Origin of the sequence: Streptomyces sp. RP5T (assembly GCF_003933965.1) — a bacterium.
Taxonomy (GTDB): domain Bacteria; phylum Actinomycetota; class Actinomycetes; order Streptomycetales; family Streptomycetaceae; genus Streptomyces.
This window is the reverse complement of the sequence record NZ_RSAJ01000167.1, coordinates 1-15,491: the sequence shown is the minus strand read 5'-3', so window position 1 is coordinate 15,491 and position 15,491 is coordinate 1. Positions and strand designations below refer to the sequence as shown.

The following is a 15,491-nucleotide window of genomic DNA, read 5'->3' as shown; positions in this document are numbered from 1 at the left end:
GGCTTGGGGCTCACGGCACTCATGCTCCCTCCATCGCCTCGTCCCGCGCGTCCCGGGTGCCGCCCTTGGCGCGGCGGCTTCCCTCGGGCCCGGAGTCGCCGGGGATGGTCAGGGCCGCCGCGCAGGCCGCGAGGGCGACCGCGCCGGCCATGGCGAAGGCCAGCAGGTAGCCGTGCAGGGTGGGCACGGGCGCGCCGCCGACCAGGCTGGTGTGGTGGACCAGCACCGCCGCGACCGCCGCGCTGGAGGTCGCCTGGCCGATGGTGCGCATCAGGACGTTGACGCCGTTGGCGGAGGCGGTCTGCTCGGCCGGGACGGCGCGCAGGATCAGGGTGGGCAGCGCCGAGTAGGCGAGGGTGGTGCCGGTGGACACCACGGTCGCGCCCAGGACGACCATCCACAGGTCGCGGCTGTCGGCGATGCGCACCGCGTAGCCGCACGCAATCACCGCGGCGCCGAGGGCGAGCGTGACGCGCGGGCCGCGGGAGGCGGAGATCCGGGCCGAGAGCGGTGAGAACAGCAGCATGGTGACGCCGCCGGGCAGCAGGCACAGACCCGTGGCCACGATCGACAGGCCGAGCCCGTAGCCGGTGGCCTTCGGCGCCTGGACCAACTGGGCCGTCACCAGGGAGTTGGCGTAGAAGGCGAAACCGGTGAGCAGCGCGGCCACGTGGGACAGGCCAACCCGCGGGCGGGTGACGAGCCGCAGGTCGACCAGGGGCTCCTCGGTGCGCAGTTGGCGCCACCACCACAGGGCCAGGACGGCGACGGACACCAGGAAGAGGCCGAGGACGCGGGGACTGGCCCAGCCCCACTGACCGCCCTGGGAGACCCCGAGCAGCAGGCTGACCAGGCCGACGGCCAGTCCCAGGGCGCCCGCGATGTCGAAGCGGCCCGGCTGTCGCACCGGCGACTCCCGGACCGCCCACGAGACGGCCGCGACGCCGAGGGCGCCGAGGGCGCTGGTCATCCAGAACATGGTGTGCCAGTCGGCGTACTGGACGACCATGGCGGCCAGCGGCAGGCCGAGCGCGGCGCCGATGCCGACGGTGGAACTCATCATCGCGACCGCGGAACCCCGGCGTGCGGGTGGCAGTTCGTCGCGCAGGATGCTGATCGACAGCGGCACCACGGAGGCGGCGGCCCCTTGCAGGGCGCGGGCCGCGATGAGCACGGTGATGTCGGACGACAGGGCGCACATGACCGAGCCGACCGTCATCAGGGCCAGGGACGCCGTCAGCACCTTGCGCTTGCCGTACATGTCACCGGCGCGGCCGAGCACCGGGGTGAGGACCGCTCCGGACAGCAGGGTCGCGGTGACCATCCAGGAGACCGCGCCCGGCGAGGAGTGCGTCAGCCGGGGCAGGTCCGGCAGCAGCGGGACGACCACGGTCTGCATGACGGCCATGAGCATGCCGCACATCGCCAGCACCGGCACGGTGAGCCGGGCCCGCGGGCCGGTTCCGAGGCGCTCGGGTATCGGGCCCTGCTGGTCCATCGGTGCTCCGGATCGGGAAATCGAGAGGGGAAACCGTGGGTGAATGGCTATTCACCTGGGGATTCACTTTAGCGGTGAATCGCCATTCACCCAACCCCTGCCGAGCCGCCCGCGGTCACTTCCGTGAGGCCAGCTCCCGGGCGTGGACGCTGCGCGCGACCTTCGGCCCGAGCCAGCGCTTGAACCTGCGCAGCACCTCCAGCTGCCCGGCGGCCTTGTCGATCCGGTAGTACAGCTGGGGCGGGATGTAGGGCAGCAGCGGCGAGTGCCGCTGGCCGAGCAGGGCGAACATCTGCTCAGGGGGCAGGTCGATGTAGCGGGGCAGGTTCTCGTACCACTGGGCGCTGTAGCGGGCCGCGCTCTGGATGGAGAGCAGTTCCGCCTTGCGCTGCCGCTCGTAGCGGGACAGTGCCCGCGGAAGTTCGCCGTGCGTGCGCAGGGCGTCGGCCAGGGCGATGGCGTCCTCCAGGGCGAGGGTGGTGCCGGCACCGATGGAGTAGTGGGTGGTGTGGGCGGCGTCGCCGAGCAGGACGAGGTTGTCGCGGTACCAGGTGCGGTTGGTGAGGGTGCGGAAGTTCAGCCACTGGGCGCCGCCCGAGCCGGCGGAGCGGCCGATCAGCGGGTGGCCGTCGAGGATGTCGGCGAACAGCTTCTCCAGCAGGGCGAGTCCGTCGGCCTCGGCCGCGCCGTCGAGGCCGAGGCCGGTCCAGGTAGCCGGTGCGCACTCCACGACCACGGTGCTGCGCTCGGAGCTGAAGGCGTAGCCGTAGCACCAGATCCAGCCGTGGTCGGTCTCGACGAAGGCGAAGGTGAAGGAGTCGAAGACCTTGCTGGTGCCGAGCCAGATGTAGTGGTTGCGGCCCGCTTCGACCTCGGCCCCGAAGTGCTCGGCGTGTGCGGTGCGCAGGGCGCTGCGCACCCCGTCGCCGGCCACGACGAGGTCGGCGGCGGGGAGGTTCCCGTGGGTGATCTCGCGCTCGTACTCCAGTCGTACGCCCAGGGAGCGGGCCCGGGCGGCGAGGATCTCCAGCAGGCGGTGGCGGCCGATGCCGAAGCCCTCGTCGCTGGGCCGCCGGGTGACCAGGTCGCGGACCCGGGCCTCGCCCTGGTTCCAGGTGACCGAGGCCTCCTCGATCGCGCGGGCGGACTCGGGGTCGTGGGCGTGGAGCCGGTCGAGCAGTCCACGCCAGTAGGTGACACCCCAGCCGTAGGTCGAGCCCTCCGGGTCGCGCTCGTGGACCGTGATGTCGTGGGACGGGTCCTGCCGTTTCAGCAGGATCGAGAGATACAGGCCGGCGGGCCCGCCGCCGACGCAGGCGACCTTCACAAGCACCCCTAGCAATTACCCAAAGCGGTCAAGTGGCAACGCACAGTAGCAGCCGGTGGGGACCTGCCCCTTGCTCCGGTTCGCGCCACTTTCGGCACGTGAGGGGGGCCACTGCCAGGGCGTTCGCCCGCAAAGGATCATCGGATCCGCGGCTCGGGAGAGAAGGAATTCCTCCGTCCGGGTTCCGGAAAGCCCTCTCCACAGCAAGATCATCTTGGTTCAACGCTGCACGACATGTAGGTAATTGTCTGGATCACAGCCAACCGCCCGCGAGCGATTTCTCCCGCTCTCACCTGGGCCGATAGGCATGCGGAGTCCGTCGACTCAGGAGGTACACCGCATGCCGGAACTCACCCGCCGTACCGCGCTCACCGCGACGGCCGCCCTCGCCGCGGTCACCGTCGCCGCCCCGCGCGCGGCCGCCACGGAGCACCACCACGACTCCCCCGAACCCTTCGACGAGGTCTACCGGGGCCGCCGCATACAGGGCCGGCCCACCGGGGGCCACCACGGCGGCTACCGGGTGACGGTCGACGGGGTGGAACTGCACGTGATGCGCAACGCCGACGGCACCTGGATCAGCGTCGTCAGCCACTACGACCCGGTGCCCACCCCGCGCGCCGCCGCACGGGCCGCCGTCGACGAGCTCCAGGGCGCGCGGCTGCTGCCGTTCCCCGCCAACTGATCGCCCCGTAAGCCCTTTTGGAGCACCCGCACATGACCGTCCGCAAGAACCAGGCAACCCTGACCGCCGACGAGAAGCGGCGGTTCGTCGCCGCCCTTCTGGAGCTGAAGCGCAGCGGCCGCTACGACACCTTCGTCACCACGCACAACGGCTTCATCATGGCCGACACCGACAACGGCCCGCGCACCGGCCACCGTTCGCCCTCCTTCCTGCCCTGGCACCGCAGATTCCTGCTCGACTTCGAGCAGGCCCTGCAGTCGGTGGACCCCTCGGTGACGCTCCCCTACTGGGACTGGAGCACCGACCGCACGCCCCGCGCCTCGCTGTGGGGTCCCGACTTCCTCGGCGGCACCGGGCGCAGCCGGGACGGACGGGTGATGGACGGTCCGTTCGCCGCGGACACCGGCAACTGGCCGATCAACGTACGGGTCGACGGCCGGACGTATCTGCGGCGCTCGCTCGGGAGCGGTGTACGGGAGCTGCCGACCCCGGCCGAGGTGGAGTCGGTGCTGTCCATGGCGACGTACGACATGGCTCCCTGGAACAGTGCGTCGGACGGCTTCCGCAACCATCTGGAGGGCTGGCGCGGGGTCAACCTGCACAACCGGGTCCACGTCTGGGTGGGCGGGCAGATGGCGACCGGGGTCTCCCCCAACGATCCGGTGTTCTGGCTCCACCACGCCTACGTGGACAAGCTGTGGGCCCGGTGGCAGCGGCGGCACCCGGACTCCCGGTACGCCCCGGCGGCCGGCACGCCCGATGTCGTCGATCTCGACGAGACCATGAGGCCCTGGAACGACGTGCGCCCCTCCGACCTCCTGGACCACACGCGCCACTACGCCTTCGACAGCGAGTAGGAGTCGTCTCGCGGCGGTTTGCCCCGCGGATCACGCGGTACCCGCGCCCCACACACCGAGAGGACGAAGGAGGGATTCACCCGTGTCGCAGGTCGAGGAATCCATCGAGGTCGGCGTGCCGGTGCACACCGCCTACAACCAGTGGACGCAGTTCGAGACGTTCCCCGAGTTCATGAGCGGGGTCGAGCGCATCGAACAGCGCACCGACACGCTCACGCACTGGGTGACCAACGTCAACGGGGTGCACAGGGAGTTCGACGCGGAGATCACCGAGCAGATCCCGGACGAGCGGGTCGCGTGGACCACGATCGCCGGTGAGACCAAACAAGCCGGTGCGGTGACCTTCCACCGGCTCGACGAGGGCCACACCAAGGTGATGCTCCAGATGGACTTCCATCCGGACAGCATCACCGAGAAGGTGGGCGACAAGCTCGGCTTCGTGAAGCGGCAGACCAAGGGCGACCTGGAGCGCTTCAAGACCTTCATCGAGGAGCGCGGTCAGGAGACCGGTGAGTGGCGCGGCGCGGTCATCTGACCGACGCGCGCCGGCCGGCCGCTAACCGGCCGCTTCCGTACGGCACTCCGGGTGCCCCCAGCCCTGGGCGTTCTTGGCGATGGGCTCGCCCGCCGCGTAGGAACGTCCGCACAGACACCGGCCGGGGAACTTGGCCTTGATCGTGCGGGAAGACGAAGCACCGCTCCGCTTGGGCGACTTGGCCCGGGCGGGGCGGTCGCTCTTTTTCGGGGTGTCCGGTGACGGCGGCGGCTGCGGGGAGCCCAGCTCGCTGCTCGCGGGCTCCTGGACGATCGCCGCCTGGCTGGCCGCGCGGTCGGCGAAGTCGTTCAGCGGGTCGCCGTCGACCTGGTGGGCGGGGACGTAACGGAACTCGACCGTGCGCCCGTCGAGCAGTTCGTCGATCCGTACGACGAGGTCCTGGTTGGCGACCGGCTTGCCCGCGGAGGTCTTCCAGCCGTTGCGCTTCCAGCCGGGCAGCCAGGTGGTGACGGCCTTCATGGCGTACTGGGAGTCCATTCGGACCTCCAGCGGCACATCAGGGTCGGTGGCGGCGAGCAGCCGCTCCAGCGCGGTGAGTTCGGCGACGTTGTTGGTGGCCCTGCCGAGCGGTCCGGCCTCCCAGCGGTCCGGCGTCTCCGACTCGTCCGCGATGACCCAGGCCCAGGCCGCGGGCCCCGGATTTCCCTTCGAAGCCCCGTCGCACGCGGCCACCAGTCGTTCACGCATGCGCTCGATCATGCCATGAGCGCAGGGGCGCCCGTTCACCCCACCGGATCCCGCTCGGCTGCGGCGACGGGTACGGCTAGGGCACGTCGTTGATCTGCGGCATCTCGCCCTGGGTCGTCGTCACGTCGATGACCGAGAAGTTCGCGCCCTGCGGGTCGCTGAGGGCCGCGAAGCGGCCGAACGGCGAGTCCATGGGCCCGAAGCGCAGGACGGCCCCCAGCTTCGTGGCGCGGGCCACGGCGTCGTCGCAGTTGTCGACGCTGAAGTAGACGTTGATGTACGCCGGTACCTCGGGCGGGAAGTCGTCGGTCATCTTCATGCGGCCGAGGACGGTGTCGTCCCCGAGGTTGAACATGCGGAAGTCGATGGCGTCGTCCTGCATCTGCTTGGCGCTGTAGCCGAAGACCGCGGGGAAGAACGCGTCGGACTTCTCGATGTCCCGGGTGTAGATCTCGGCCCAGCAGAACGCGCCGGGCTGCTCGGGCGGTGCCTCGAAGCCCTCGTGGGCGGCGCCCTGCCACACGCCGAAGACGACGCCGCTCGGGTCGCGCGCCAGGCACATCGTGCCGAAGTCGCCGACCTGCATCGGTTCCATGAGCACCTCGCCGCCGTTCTCACGGATCCTGCCGGCGGTGGCGGCCGCGTCCGGTGACGCGAGGTACAGGCACCACTGCGACTGCCCCTCCTGCCCCGGCATGGGCGGCACGACGGCCGCGACGGCCTTGCCGTCCGCGTAGGCCTGCGTGTAGTTGCCGTACTGCGAAGACGCCTCGCCGAAGGTCCAGCCGAGGACGTCTGCGTAGAAGCTCTTGGCTCCCTCGACGTCGCTGAACATCGCGTCGGCCCAGCAGGGGGTTCCCTCAGGTTGCACGGCCATGATCGCGAACCCTTCCCGAATCGTTGGTCGGTCCGTCTCCACACGCTAGTCACGGGTGCGCCCGACCGCGCGTCGAACGGGCGATTCCGTACCAGACTGGACAGAGGGGACGATCAGTGAGGGAGGAGACCCCCATGGCGATGCGAGCGTGGTCGGTGGTGACGCCGGGGCCGGTCGAGCAGGGCCCGCTCCGGTTCGTCGAGAGGCCGGTCCCGGAGCCGGGGGCCGATGAGCTCCTCGTCCATGTGCGCGCGTGCGGGGTGTGCCGCACGGACCTGCACGTCACCGAGGGGGATCTGCCGGTGCGCCGGCCCGGCGTGACACCGGGGCACGAGGTCGTCGGCGAGGTGGCAGCCCGCGGACCGGCGGTGCGCGGCTTCGAGGTCGGTGAGCGGGTGGGGGTGGCCTGGCTGCGGTGGACCGACGGGACGTGCGCCTACTGTGTCCGCGGCTCGGAGAACCTCTGCCCCGCCTCCCGGTACACCGGCTGGGACGCGGACGGCGGCTACGCGGAGTACACGGTCGTGCCGGCGGCCTTCGCCCACCGTCTGCCCGAGGGCCTCGACGACGTGCCGCTCGCACCCCTGCTCTGCGCCGGCATCATCGGCTACCGCGCCCTGCGGCGGGCCTCGCTGCCACCGGGCGGACGCCTCGGGCTGTACGGCTTCGGGGGCAGCGCCCATCTGTGCGCCCAGGTGGCCCTGGCCCAGGGCGCCACCGTGCACGTCCTGACCCGGGGCGCGGACGCCCGGAAGCTGGCGCTGGAACTGGGAGCCGCGTCGGCGCGGGACGCGTACGACACGCCGCCCGAGCCGCTGGACAGCGCGATCCTGTTCGCGCCGGTGGGCGACCTGGTGCCCGTCGCACTGCGGGCCCTGGACCGGGGCGGGGTACTGGCGATCGCCGGGATCCACCTCAGCGACGTGCCGCCGTTGCACTACGAGAGCGACCTCTTCTACGAGAAGGAGGTCCGCAGTGTCACCTCCAACACCCGTGCGGACGCGCGGGAGTTCCTGGCCCTGGCCGCCCGGCACGGGGTGCGCGCGCGGACGCACACGTATCCGCTGTCCCAGGCCGACAAGGCGTTGCGCGACCTGAAGGCGGGGCGCTTCGACGGGGCGGCCGTACTGGTGAACGACCTGTCCTGAGGAGCGCGGGAGTCACCCGCACGTGACGCACCGGCTGTGTCAGCGGCGCGTCGCCCCATCCCACGTGTCCGCCGGGTCGAAGACCTCCAGCGTGCCGTGCGCCCTCAGCAGCCGGCGGGTGCCCGGGGCGCACAGCACGGAGAAGGTCGCGCCGCCCTCCAGGACCCGTCGGCGCAGCCGGAGCAGCAGGTTGAGACCGGTGGAGTCGACGAAGGAGACCGGGCGCAGATCGACGACGTACGCCGGGGCGGCGAGGGCCACGAGGCAGGCGAGCCGGCCGCGCAGCCGATGGGCGGCCCCGAGCCCGGCCTCACCGCGCGATTCGGTGAGACCGGGCGGCGAGGGGCTGCGGCTGATCGCGCTCTCCGGGTTCAGCCAGGGCACCGACCGCGCGCTGTCCCGGACGGCCAAGCCGCAGCCGCTGTCGCTGACCGAGCTGACGGAGATCCTGGCGCGCCGGGCCGGCGACTGACCCGTGCCGTGTGTCTTCCCCCCTGGGCCCGGCTGTGCTTGCCTGGGGAACCGTTTTTCGGCGACCGGGGCGGGAGTCGCGCATGCGGACAGCGTGGATCGTGGGGTTGGTGACCGCAGTCCTGCTGCTCGGGGCCTGCTCGGATCCGTCGGACGGGCCCGGAACGGCACCGCCGACACCGGACGTCCCCCGTGCGGCCACCACGCGGCAGCGCGCCCAGTCCTCCCCGCGGGCCTCCGCGGCGGTCGTGGCCCCGCGGGTGCTGTATCTGGGCGACTCGCTCGCCATGGAGGCCCAGCAGGTCCTCGGGCAGCAGCTGCGCCGGGAACTGCGGGCCACGTACACGAGCGCGCCCTACTCGGGCACCACGCTGTGCGACTACCTGGAGGGCACGGGGAAGAAGTCCCTGGTGCCCGACCGCGACAAGGCGGGCGCGCTGGTCCGGGCGCTGCACCCGGACGTGGTGGTGCTGCAGTTCTGGGGCAACGCGTGGGGCTACACGTGGTGCATGGACGGGATCAGCCACGCCGCCTCGCCGCAGCGGTACTTCGACAGGTACCGGGCGGACCTGAGGAGGCTGACCGGTCAGATCGCCGCGGCGGGCGGTGCCCGGCGACCGCGGATCGTGTGGGTGGCCCAGGGCCCGGACCCGATCACCCCCGACCGGGTCCGGCGCGTGAACGAGCTGTACGAGGAGCAGGCCGCCGCCTCGGGTGACGTCGTGGCCGACGCGGGCGCGACGGTGGCCCCCGCCGGGTCCCGTTACTCCTGGGTGCAGTACCTGCCGTGCACCGCCTACGAGCACGAGCATCCCGACTACTGCACCGAGCCGGACCGCGACCGCACCGCCCTGCATCTCGACAAGGACTACCTGCACTTCTGTCTGGCGCCCACGACGTCCACGCCGCGGCCCTGTCCGGTGCGCTCCCCCGGCATCCTGCGGATCGCCCGGGAGATCACGCGGGTGGTCGGCCGGGTGCCCGCCGGCTGACGCTCACTCGCCCGCGTACGCCTTCTCCAGGGCGGCCACGTCGAACTTGCTCATCGCCATGAACGCCTTGGTGACGCGGGCCGCCTTCGCCGGGTCCGGGTCGGCCACCATGTCGGCGAGCCCCTCGGGCACGACCTGCCACGACAGGCCGTAACGGTCCTTGAGCCAGCCGCAGGGGCCGGGTTCGCCGCCGTTCTCGGTGAGCTTGGTCCAGTAGTAGTCGATCTCCTCCTGGTCCGCGCAGAAGATCTGGAAGGAGACGGCTTCGGTGAACTTGAACTGCGGTCCGCCGTTGAGAGCGACGAAGTGCTGCCCGTTGGCCGTGAAGTCCACCGTCAGGACGCTCCCGGCGGGCTGCATCGCGCCCTCGGGATAGTGGGTGACCCTCCCGATGGTGGAGTCCTTGAAGACCGAGACGTAGAAGTGCGCGGCTTCCTCGGCCTGGCCGTCGAACCAGAGACACGTGGTGAAAGGCTTGCTCGCCATGGTTTCCTCCTGAGGTGTCATGCTGCGGTCTCTCTGAGGACCGATCCTCGACGCGGAACTCATCGGTCGCGCGGCCGGCCGATCCACGTGGCTCATACACCGGTGCGGCCTAGCATCCCCGCATGACGTCTACTGAGTGCATCACGCCCTTCCGCCTAGACATTCCGCAGAGCGAGCTCGACGACCTCCACGACCGGCTCGACCGCACCCGCTGGCCCGACGACCTCTCGGCCACGGGGTGGGCGTACGGCGTCCCGGCCGGGTATCTGCGCGAGCTCGCGGACCACTGGCGGCACTCCTACGACTGGCGCGCGGCCGAGGCCCGGCTGAACGAGTGGCCGCAGTTCACGACCGTCATCGACGGCACGACCGTGCACTTCGCGCACATCCGCTCCCCCGAGCCGGACGCCACCCCCTTGATCGTCACGCACGGCTGGCCCGGCTCGATCGTCGAGTTCCTGGACGTGGTGGGCCCGTTGACCGATCCGGCCGCCCACGGCGGCGATCCGGCCGACGCCTTCCATGTCGTCGTCCCGAGCATCCCCGGCTTCGGGCTGTCCGGGCCGCCCGCGGACACCGGCTGGGAGGCGGGCCGGATCGCCGGCGCGTGGGCCGAACTGATGACCCGGCTCGGCTACGAGCGGTTCGGCGCGCAGGGCGGCGACTGGGGTTCGGTGATCTCCCGGGAGCTGGGCCGCGCCCATCCCGAGCGGGTCATCGGCGTCCACCTCAACCTGCTGCCGGGCGCGCAGGCCACCCGTGAACCGACCGAGGAGGAGCTCGCCGCGCTGGAGCCCGCCGAGCGCGAGCGCGCCCTCGCATCGTGGCGCCGGTGGAGTGCCTGGTCGGGCGAGGGCACCGGGTACGCCGTCCTGCACTCCACCCGCCCGCAGACCCTCGCCTACGCGCTCACCGACTCGCCGGTCGGCCAACTCGCCTGGATCGTCGAGAAGTTCCAGGAGTGGACCGACTCCGCCGAACTGCCCGAGGAGGCCGTGGACCGGGACCGGCTGCTGACCAACGTGATGCTGTACTGGCTGACCGGGACCGCCGGTTCGGCCGCCCGGATCTACTACGAGCGGGCGCACGCCACCGGTGACCGCGCGGCCCGGCCCACCGAACCCTCGACCGTGCCCACCGCCCTCGCCGTCTTCCCTGCCGAGATCCAGGTCCCGCTGCGGCACAAAGCGCAGCGCACCGAGAACCTGGTGCGCTGGACCGAGTTCGACCGGGGCGGCCACTTCGCGGCGATGGAGGAGCCGGACCTGCTGGTGGGGGACGTGCGGGCGTTCTTCCGCCAGGTGCGCGGGACGGGCTGAGCAGAGACGGGCTGAGCCCTCCCGGGGCCGCGCTCTGCCGGTGGCGAATCTGCCACCGGCAGAGAAACCGCCTCGGGGCGGGGTCCGCGGTCGACAGTGGAGCCGACGGCATCCCTACGACCACGAGGACCGCCCATGACTTCCATCCGGGCCGAGGACGGCGACACCCCTCCCACCCGCTTCGACGACCAACTGGCCGCCCAGCTCCTCGCCCAGCGCATCGTGCTGCTGGGCACCCAGGTCGACGAGGTCTCCGCCAACCGGGTCTGCTCCCAGCTGCTGGTCCTGTCCGGGGAGGACCCGCGCACCGACATCAGCCTGTACATCAACAGTCCGGGCGGCTCCGTGTACGCGGGTCTCGCGATCTACGACACGATGCGGCTGATCCCCAATGACGTCTCGACGCTCGCGATGGGCTTCGCGGCGAGCATGGGCCAGTTCCTGCTCTGCGCCGGCACGCCCGGCAAGCGGTACGCCCTGCCGAACGCGCGGATCATGATGCACCAGGGGTCCGCGGGCATCGGCGGGACCACCGCCGACATCCTGATCCAGGCGGAGAACCTGGATCACAGCAAGCAGACCATGGAGCGCCTCCTCGCCGAGAACACGGGCCAGACCCCGGAGACGATCGCCCGCGACGGCGACCGCGACCGCTGGTTCACGGCCGAGGAGGCCAGGGAGTACGGCATGGTGGACCGGGTCGTGGAGTCCCTCGCGGACGTCCGCCCGGCCGCCTCCAGGCGACGGATGGGGCTCTGACATGGCGAACTACACGATTCCGTACGTCGTCGAGCGCACCGCGCACGGCGAGCGGTCCTCCGACGTGTTCAGCCGGCTGCTCTCCGAGCGGATCATCTTCCTCGGCACCGAGATCGACGACGGCGTGGCCAACGTCGTGATCGCGCAGCTGCTGCATCTGGAGTCGGCGGCGCCGGAGAGCGAGATCTCGATCTACATCAACTCCCCCGGCGGATCGTTCACCTCGCTGATGGCGATCTACGACACGATGACCTACGTGCAGGCGCCGATCTCCACGCTGTGCGTGGGCCAGGCGGCCTCCACGGCGGCCGTTCTGCTGGCCGGAGGGGATCCCGGAAGGCGGCTCGTGCTGGAGCACGCGCGCGTGCTGCTCGGTCAGCCCGCCTCCGGCGGCAGCCGCGGGGCGATCTCCGATCTCGCCCTGCAGGCCAAGGAGATGGTCCGCATCCGCTCCCAGGTCGAGGAGGTGCTGGCCCGTCACACCCGCCACGACATCGCGACCCTGCGCGCGGACATGGACCGCGACAAGGTGTTCACCGCCCAGGAGGCCGTGGAGTACGGCCTGGCCGACGAGGTGGTGAGCCGGCGCCTCGTGACGGTCTGAGGCACCGGCCCCGCCGCGTCAGGCCGCCAGGCACATCCCGTTGTACGGCGATCCCGGCACCGCGCGCCGGGTGCGCGCGGAGTGCCGGGTGAGCTCCCCCTGGGCCAGGGAGAGCAGGTCACCGAGGCCGAGCCCGAGGGCCTGGGCTGCGGCCGCCAGGACCTCCGAGGAGGCCTCCTTGCGGCCGCGCTCGACCTCGGAGAGGTAGGGCATCGAGATCCGGGCCGCGTCGGCCACGTCCTTGAGCGTGCGCTCCTGGGCGAGGCGCTCGCGGCGCAGGACGTCTCCGACGAGGTCACGCCACAGGGGTTCCCTGCTCTCCCTGGCGGCGGGTTCCTTCGGCGGCGCGGCGGCGGGGCGTTCGGACACCGGGCGGACGGATCCCGGGCGCACGGACTGCGGGCGCAGGGGGATCACGCGGGCTTGGTTCGGCGCTTCGTTGCTCACCGGATCAGCCTAAATTCCGTGGCCGTCAGGGGAAGGGGGCGGCATTCTGCCCTGGGTGGAATCGACGAGCGGAAGGGCACCGGGACCCGTGCTGCGCGAGACGTTCAACGACGCGGCGGAGCTGTACGACAGGGCACGGCCGGGCTATCCGCCCGCCCTGGTCGCGGAGTTGGCACGGCTGACCGGCCTCGGCCCCGACAGCCGCGTCATGGAGGTGGGGCCGGGCACCGGCCAGCTCACCCGTGCCCTTGCCGGGTTCGGCTGTCACATCACCGCGGTGGAGCTGGGGGACGCGATGGCCGCGGTGGCCCGGCGGCGGCTGGGCGGTTTCCCCCGGGTCGACGTGCGGACCGCCGAGTTCGAGCGCTGGCCGCTGCCGGCGGAACCCTTCGACGTGCTCGCCTGCGCCACCGCCTTCCACTGGCTCGACCCGGCCGTCCGGGTGGAGAAGGCGGCGGACGCGCTCCGGGCCGGCGGACACCTCGCCGTCGTGGTCACCCACCACGTGGCGGGCGGCTCGGCCGACTTCTTCGCCCGGGTCCAGGAGTGCTACGAACGCTGGGACCCGGCGACACCGCCGGGGCTGCGGCTCCGGCCGTCCGAGGAGATCGTGCCGGACACGGCGGAGTTCGAGACCTGCCCGCGCTTCGACGACGTGACGGTGATCCGATGCGAACGGGACATCACCTACACCTCCGACCAGTACATCGACGTACTCCTCACCTACTCGGGCCACCGGGCGCTCGACAGCACCCGGCGCGAGGGCCTGCTGGCCTGTGTCAGGGACCTGATCGAGACACGTCACGACGGCCGGGTCACCAAGCGCTACCTGCACGAATTGATCGTCGCCACCCGGGTCACCCCCTGAAGGCCGACGATTTCCGGCCACCGGTCACATTGGTGGGCATGCTTCGGCGCACCCCGGGTACACGCAGCGCGAGGGAGCTGCGGGCGGTGGATTCGGCCGGTGGCCCGGGGAGGCATATGTTGTCGCGATCCGGGTACACGGCAGGCCACAACCGCAGGACCCGAGACAACCCAGGCCGAAGAGGCAGACGTCGAGCCGTGACTTTCGTGGGAGAGGTAATGCATACCGCCGTCACCGCCGTGAACCGTTCGGAGGCACAGGTCACCGAGCACGCCAGCGGGACCAGGACGGGTGAGACACCCCTGCCGGGAGTCGAGGAACCGCGGTCCGTCGCCCCGCGGGACGCACGGGAGCTGTCCCGCCAGTTCTTCCAGCGCCTCACCGAGCTCGAGGAAGGCACGCACGAATACCAGTACGCGCGCAACACCCTCATTGAGATGAACATGTCGCTCGTGCGCTTCGCGGCCGGAAGGTTCCGCGGCCGCGGCGACGACATGGAGGACATCGTCCAGACCGGCATGATCGGCCTGATCAAGGCGATCGACCGTTTCGAGATCTCCCGCGAGGTCGAGTTCACCTCGTTCGCCCTGCCCTACATCGTGGGTGAGATCAAGCGCTTCTTCCGCGACACCACCTGGGCCGTGCACGTGCCGCGCCGCCTTCAGGAGCTGCGCGTCGAGCTGGCCAAGGCCCGTGAGGAACTGGGCAGCCGGCTGGACCGCGACCCGACGGTCGCCGAACTGGCCACCCTGATGAACATCTCCGAGAACGAGGTGATCGAGGCGCAGATCGCCTCGAACGGCTACAACTCCTCGTCCCTGGACGCCGCCCTGACCGGTGACGGCCCCGAGGGCGGCGAAGCGGTGCTCGCCGACTTCATCGGCGTGGAGGAGGACGGCCTGCGGCTCGTCGAGGACTTCCAGTCACTCGCCCCGCTGATGGCCGAGCTCAGCGACCGCGATCGGCAGATCATCCACATGCGGTTCGTGGAGGAGGCCACCCAGTCGGAGATCGGTGAGCGGCTCGGCTGCTCGCAGATGCACGTGTCCCGGCTGATCAAGCGGATCATCACGCGACTGCGCGAGGGCATGCTGGGCGAGCTCGGCTGCGCCTGACCTGCACGAAGAGCGAGAAAGCGGGTGCCGTCCTGAGGGACGGCACCCGCTTTGCGATACGAGCGTTCTCGACGACCACGAGCATTCTCGACGACGCGGGAGCGGCCGGAACACCGGCTCGCTCGACCGCTGCCTAGTCGCCGAATCCCAGGACGGCCCTGACCCGCTTGCCCACGGGTACGCGTTCCGCGGCGACCTCACGCGCCAGGACGTGCACGATCTCCAGCCCGTGCCGGCCGACGCGCTCGGGATCCCGGGGGAACCTGCGGGGCAGGGTGGCGCTGCTGTCGTAGACGGTGACGGCGACCGTGCTGTCGGTGCCCTCCAGCTCAAGGATGTAGGGCCCGTTGCTGTGCCGGTCGGCGTTGGTGACCAGTTCGCTCACCACGAGGAGCACCTCCTGCTCGGCACGGTCGCCGATGGCGGCACACCACTCGGTGCGGAGCCTGCCGAGGAAGTCCGCGGCGAACGACCGCGCCTCGGCGATGCTTCCCGGCTCCCCGGTGTAGTGCGCCGCCCGCCGTAGGGGTTCCACGGGCACGTCGAAACCAGTCGGTATCACTGCCCCGTCCAGGTGATCGATCATGCGTTTCTCTCTCGGAAGCCGGACTGGCCGGACGCTGCTGCACCAGTCCTCGTACCCCGAGTCGGGCTGTGCAGTCCAGGAGAAGCGTCACACCGACCAGGACACCGCGGCGTCGGACACGGGTGCGGACCGGGTGGTCGTGGGCGTGGTGTCGGAGGCGAGGGGCGGCTGCGGTGTCGTGGAGCCCGGAGCACTGGACTGACCTGGGG

At 71.1% G+C, this 15,491-nt stretch carries 20 protein-coding genes; 12 read left to right on the top strand and 8 right to left on the bottom strand.

The annotated features are described in order from the left end of the window. Positions 1-19 precede the first annotated feature (19 nt). Together EHS43_RS19180 and EHS43_RS19175 are read right to left on the bottom strand one after the other, a co-directional pair. Positions 20-1,498 (bottom strand): MFS transporter, encoded by a 1,479-nt coding sequence (locus EHS43_RS19180; RefSeq protein ID WP_125191997.1) that lies wholly within the window; start codon positions 1,496-1,498, stop codon positions 20-22. Between the two features lie 115 nt (positions 1,499-1,613). Next, positions 1,614-2,831, bottom strand: coding sequence for an FAD-dependent monooxygenase (locus EHS43_RS19175; protein ID WP_125191996.1), 1,218 nt, complete (start codon positions 2,829-2,831; stop codon positions 1,614-1,616). A 334-nt stretch (positions 2,832-3,165) separates the two neighbouring features. Here EHS43_RS19175 and EHS43_RS19170 point away from each other — a divergent pair, with 334 nt between their 5' ends. The 3 genes from EHS43_RS19170 to EHS43_RS19160 all read left to right on the top strand — a co-directional run bounded on the left by EHS43_RS19170 (position 3,166) and on the right by EHS43_RS19160 (position 4,902). Further along, on the top strand, positions 3,166-3,510 hold the full coding sequence (locus EHS43_RS19170; protein WP_125191995.1) for a tyrosinase cofactor: 345 nt from the start codon (positions 3,166-3,168) through the stop codon (positions 3,508-3,510). A gap of 32 nt (positions 3,511-3,542) precedes the next feature. Further along, entirely contained in the window at positions 3,543-4,367 is an 825-nt protein-coding gene (locus EHS43_RS19165; RefSeq protein WP_125191994.1) for a tyrosinase family protein, read from the top strand. Positions 4,368-4,449: 82 nt separating this feature from the next. Then, entirely contained in the window at positions 4,450-4,902 is a 453-nt protein-coding gene (locus tag EHS43_RS19160; RefSeq protein WP_125191993.1) for an SRPBCC family protein, read from the top strand. Positions 4,903-4,923: 21 nt separating this feature from the next. Here the strand turns inward: EHS43_RS19160 and EHS43_RS19155 are convergent, their stop codons facing one another. Beyond that, the gene (locus EHS43_RS19155) at positions 4,924-5,622 is read right to left on the bottom strand and encodes a ribonuclease H (RefSeq protein ID WP_125191992.1); all 699 of its coding nucleotides are present in this window, start codon (positions 5,620-5,622) and stop codon (positions 4,924-4,926) included. 64 nt (positions 5,623-5,686) lie between these two features. Further along, complete coding sequence (locus EHS43_RS19150; protein WP_125191991.1) at positions 5,687-6,487, bottom strand: VOC family protein; 801 nt, start codon at positions 6,485-6,487, stop codon at positions 5,687-5,689. A gap of 140 nt (positions 6,488-6,627) precedes the next feature. On the opposite strand from EHS43_RS19150, the gene EHS43_RS19145 reads away from it, so the two are divergent. After that, a complete protein-coding gene (locus EHS43_RS19145) occupies positions 6,628-7,635 on the top strand; it encodes a zinc-binding alcohol dehydrogenase family protein (protein ID WP_185806306.1) in 1,008 nt (335 codons plus the stop codon). A gap of 39 nt (positions 7,636-7,674) precedes the next feature. On the opposite strand, the gene EHS43_RS19140 is transcribed toward EHS43_RS19145, so the two are convergent. Beyond that, a complete protein-coding gene (locus EHS43_RS19140; protein ID WP_125191989.1) occupies positions 7,675-8,019 on the bottom strand; it encodes an STAS domain-containing protein in 345 nt (114 codons plus the stop codon). On the opposite strand from EHS43_RS19140, the gene EHS43_RS46520 reads away from it, so the two are divergent. Beyond that, on the top strand, positions 7,961-8,107 hold the full coding sequence (locus tag EHS43_RS46520) for a hypothetical protein (protein ID WP_185806307.1): 147 nt from the start codon (positions 7,961-7,963) through the stop codon (positions 8,105-8,107). The two genes, EHS43_RS19140 and EHS43_RS46520, sit on opposite strands and share 59 nt — an antisense overlap. A gap of 82 nt (positions 8,108-8,189) precedes the next feature. Next, positions 8,190-9,098, top strand: coding sequence for an SGNH/GDSL hydrolase family protein (locus tag EHS43_RS19135; protein ID WP_125191988.1), 909 nt, complete (start codon positions 8,190-8,192; stop codon positions 9,096-9,098). Positions 9,099-9,101: 3 nt separating this feature from the next. Here EHS43_RS19135 and EHS43_RS19130 read toward each other — a convergent pair whose 3' ends face one another. After that, on the bottom strand, positions 9,102-9,584 hold the full coding sequence (locus EHS43_RS19130; RefSeq protein WP_125191987.1) for a VOC family protein: 483 nt from the start codon (positions 9,582-9,584) through the stop codon (positions 9,102-9,104). Between the two features lie 122 nt (positions 9,585-9,706). On the opposite strand from EHS43_RS19130, the gene EHS43_RS19125 reads away from it, so the two are divergent. From EHS43_RS19125 to EHS43_RS19115, 3 genes are all read left to right on the top strand, one after another. Then, positions 9,707-10,903 carry an epoxide hydrolase family protein gene (locus tag EHS43_RS19125; RefSeq protein ID WP_125191986.1) on the top strand — a complete coding sequence of 399 codons (1,197 nt, stop codon included), beginning with the start codon at positions 9,707-9,709 and terminating at the stop codon, positions 10,901-10,903. Positions 10,904-11,038: 135 nt separating this feature from the next. Then, positions 11,039-11,662 (top strand): ClpP family protease, encoded by a 624-nt coding sequence (locus EHS43_RS19120; RefSeq protein WP_125191985.1) that lies wholly within the window; start codon positions 11,039-11,041, stop codon positions 11,660-11,662. Between the two features lies 1 nt (position 11,663). Beyond that, positions 11,664-12,266: a ClpP family protease gene (locus EHS43_RS19115; RefSeq protein WP_125191984.1), complete on the top strand. Its 603-nt coding sequence runs from the start codon at positions 11,664-11,666 to the stop codon at positions 12,264-12,266. An 18-nt stretch (positions 12,267-12,284) separates the two neighbouring features. On the opposite strand, the gene EHS43_RS48795 is transcribed toward EHS43_RS19115, so the two are convergent. Beyond that, the gene (locus EHS43_RS48795; protein ID WP_125191983.1) at positions 12,285-12,713 is read right to left on the bottom strand and encodes a helix-turn-helix domain-containing protein; all 429 of its coding nucleotides are present in this window, start codon (positions 12,711-12,713) and stop codon (positions 12,285-12,287) included. An 88-nt stretch (positions 12,714-12,801) separates the two neighbouring features. On the opposite strand from EHS43_RS48795, the gene EHS43_RS19105 reads away from it, so the two are divergent. Together EHS43_RS19105 and EHS43_RS19100 are read left to right on the top strand one after the other, a co-directional pair. Then, complete coding sequence (locus EHS43_RS19105) at positions 12,802-13,581, top strand: class I SAM-dependent methyltransferase (protein ID WP_125191982.1); 780 nt, start codon at positions 12,802-12,804, stop codon at positions 13,579-13,581. Between the two features lie 218 nt (positions 13,582-13,799). Next, on the top strand, positions 13,800-14,696 hold the full coding sequence (locus EHS43_RS19100) for an RNA polymerase sigma factor SigF (RefSeq protein ID WP_125191981.1): 897 nt from the start codon (positions 13,800-13,802) through the stop codon (positions 14,694-14,696). 133 nt (positions 14,697-14,829) lie between these two features. On the opposite strand, the gene EHS43_RS19095 is transcribed toward EHS43_RS19100, so the two are convergent. Next, positions 14,830-15,282: an ATP-binding protein gene (locus tag EHS43_RS19095; protein ID WP_125191980.1), complete on the bottom strand. Its 453-nt coding sequence runs from the start codon at positions 15,280-15,282 to the stop codon at positions 14,830-14,832. On the opposite strand from EHS43_RS19095, the gene EHS43_RS19090 reads away from it, so the two are divergent. Continuing rightward, entirely contained in the window at positions 15,281-15,484 is a 204-nt protein-coding gene (locus tag EHS43_RS19090) for a hypothetical protein (RefSeq protein WP_125191979.1), read from the top strand. The genes EHS43_RS19095 and EHS43_RS19090 overlap by 2 nt on opposite strands. Positions 15,485-15,491: the final 7 nt, after the last annotated feature.